Origin of the sequence: Caballeronia calidae, assembly GCF_900044055.2 — a bacterium.
In the GTDB taxonomy this organism is placed as follows: domain Bacteria; phylum Pseudomonadota; class Gammaproteobacteria; order Burkholderiales; family Burkholderiaceae; genus Caballeronia; species Caballeronia calidae.
Window position 1 is genome coordinate 1 of sequence record NZ_FCOX02000232.1, and the last position, 2,150, is coordinate 2,150.

1 protein-coding gene and 1 pseudogene are annotated in these 2,150 nt (G+C 60.9%); both read left to right on the forward strand.

Going from position 1 to position 2,150, the window contains the following annotated elements:
* Window positions 1–101: 101 nt before the first annotated feature.
* Window positions 102–1,118, forward strand: a pseudogene (locus AWB78_RS42245) (IS91 family transposase); the annotation flags it as partial.
* A gap of 544 nt (window positions 1,119–1,662) precedes the next feature.
* A partial coding sequence (locus AWB78_RS44935; RefSeq protein ID WP_198399499.1) for a tyrosine-type recombinase/integrase occupies window positions 1,663–2,150 on the forward strand: 488 nt, incomplete at its 3' end.

The following is a 2,150-nucleotide window of genomic DNA, read 5'->3' on the forward strand; positions in this document are numbered from 1 at the left end:
GAGTTCCTGGAGCGCGGGCTGCACGGTTCGCGCTCGCTCGACACATCGACTCCCCGTTTGAATAAACTCCCCATAAGACATGTAATGGAGTGCGCTCCATTACATGTCGCAATCGCCACTGTTCGAAGTGCCAGTCCCTCGCCCGCGCGCAATGGCTCGAACGCCGGCATGCGGAGCTCCTCCCCTCGACCGAGTATTTCCATGTCGTCTTCACGCTTCCCGAATCCGTCGCCGCGCTCGCGTTCCAGAACAAGAGGACGCTCTACGATCTGCTGTTTCGCGCCAGCGCCGAAACGTTGCGCACGATCGCCGCCGATCCGAAACACCTGGGTGCCGAGATCGGATTCCTCACGATCCTGCATACGTGGGGACAGAATCTGCACCATCACCCTCATGTGCATTGCGTTGTGCCGGGCGGCGGCATCTCCCGGGACGGCGAGCACTGGATCGCCTGCCGTCCCGGCTTCTTCCTGCCCGTGCGGGTCCTCTCACGGCTCTTCCGGCGGCTCTTTCTCGAACAGCTGCGTCGCGCTTACGACGCCGGCGGGCTACGCCTGCATGGCCAACTCAAGCCGTTGCGTGACCCGCAAGCGTTCGCCGCCTGGCTCGCGCCCGCTGCTCACGCGGAGTGGGTCGTCTACGCCAAGCCACCCTTTGGCGGTGCCGAACACGTACTCGATTACCTGGGCCGCTACACCCACCGCGTCGCCATCTCCAACAACCGGCTGCTCGCCTTCGACGGGCACACCGTGCAGTTCCGCTGGAAGGACTACCGGCACGAGTCCAGACAAAGGACCATGACGCTCACGGCCGACGAGTTCATCCGTCGCTTCCTGCTGCATGTGCTGCCTGACGGCTTCAAGCGCATTCGCAGCTACGGGTGGCTCGCCAACCGCCACCGTGCCGACAAGCTCGCCACCTGCAGGCAGCTGCTCGGCGTCAAAGCCCCCGCCGCCGCCGCAGCCGAGCCCGGGGAAGACTACCGTGACCGCTACCAGCGACTCACCGGAAAGTCACTGCGCGACTGCCCCGTATGTGGCAAGGGACACATGCTCCGGATCCAAGACATGCCCGGCAGCCTTCCGCGAGCCCCGCCAGGTCCAACCCATGCGTGCTAGTTGCCACCGCACCTGTTTCCGTACACGTTCGCCTTTCCTGACGAGGTCAACGCGGCTGCACTCGTGCCTTCGATCTGCTGGCGCACTAGCGTACTCCACGACGGCGGGTGATTTGCCGGTTCACGCGCACATTCCCGCTTCCTTTACACGTGATGCTTCCCACCCTCGCCGGAAGTCCCTGTGTGATCGCCCCTGCAAGACATCACAAATTACCGCGGCGGTCATTCAATGCCCATAGCGACCACCGCCCGTGGAGCGGTTTAGCACAAACATTTTTTTGATTACCGGTCGCGGATCAGCTCCGACGACATGGCGATGCACTGGTTGCCGCGACCACCAACCAAAAAAATCTCTGCCTAGCTTCGCGACTGGAAGGCTGGTCGAGTGGTATCGCGCCGGTCTGGACGTCAGTCGGGAATTGCCGAAACTTGCCACCTACCTCGGGCATGTCAATTGGTCTTACGTACTGGTACATCGAAGCGGTTCCTGAGTTGCTTGAACTCGCTGCAGGCTATCTCAACAAGAATTGTCCGGGAGAACGGGTGTGAGCGCCGCCAGTCTTCGCTCCCTCGTTCAAAGGTTCTTTACCCAACGCCTGCTCGAGCAGCAAGGTCTGAGTTCGCATACGGTTGCAAGTTACCGTGACACGTTCCGGCTGCTGTTAGCGTTCGCCACGAAGCATATCGGGCGCGCGCCGTCAAAGCTGCGAATCGAAGACTTCGACGTGTCGTTGATCGAGAAATTCCTACAGCACCTCGAACATGGCAGAGGCAATTCGGTGCGGACACGTAATACGCGGCTTGCAGCGGTGCATGCATTCTTCCGGTTCGTCGCGGTCAGCGAACCAGCGTTGTTTCTGCAGTGTCAGCGCATTCTTGCAATTCCATCTAAACGCTGCGAACACGGCCCTGTTGAGTTTCTTACTGAGAGCGAGGCCGCCGCTCTGGTAGAGGCTCCTGACGTACGAACATGGATCGGCAACCGCGATCGAACACTGCTTCTTGTAGCGGTTCAAACGGGTCTGCGCAACAG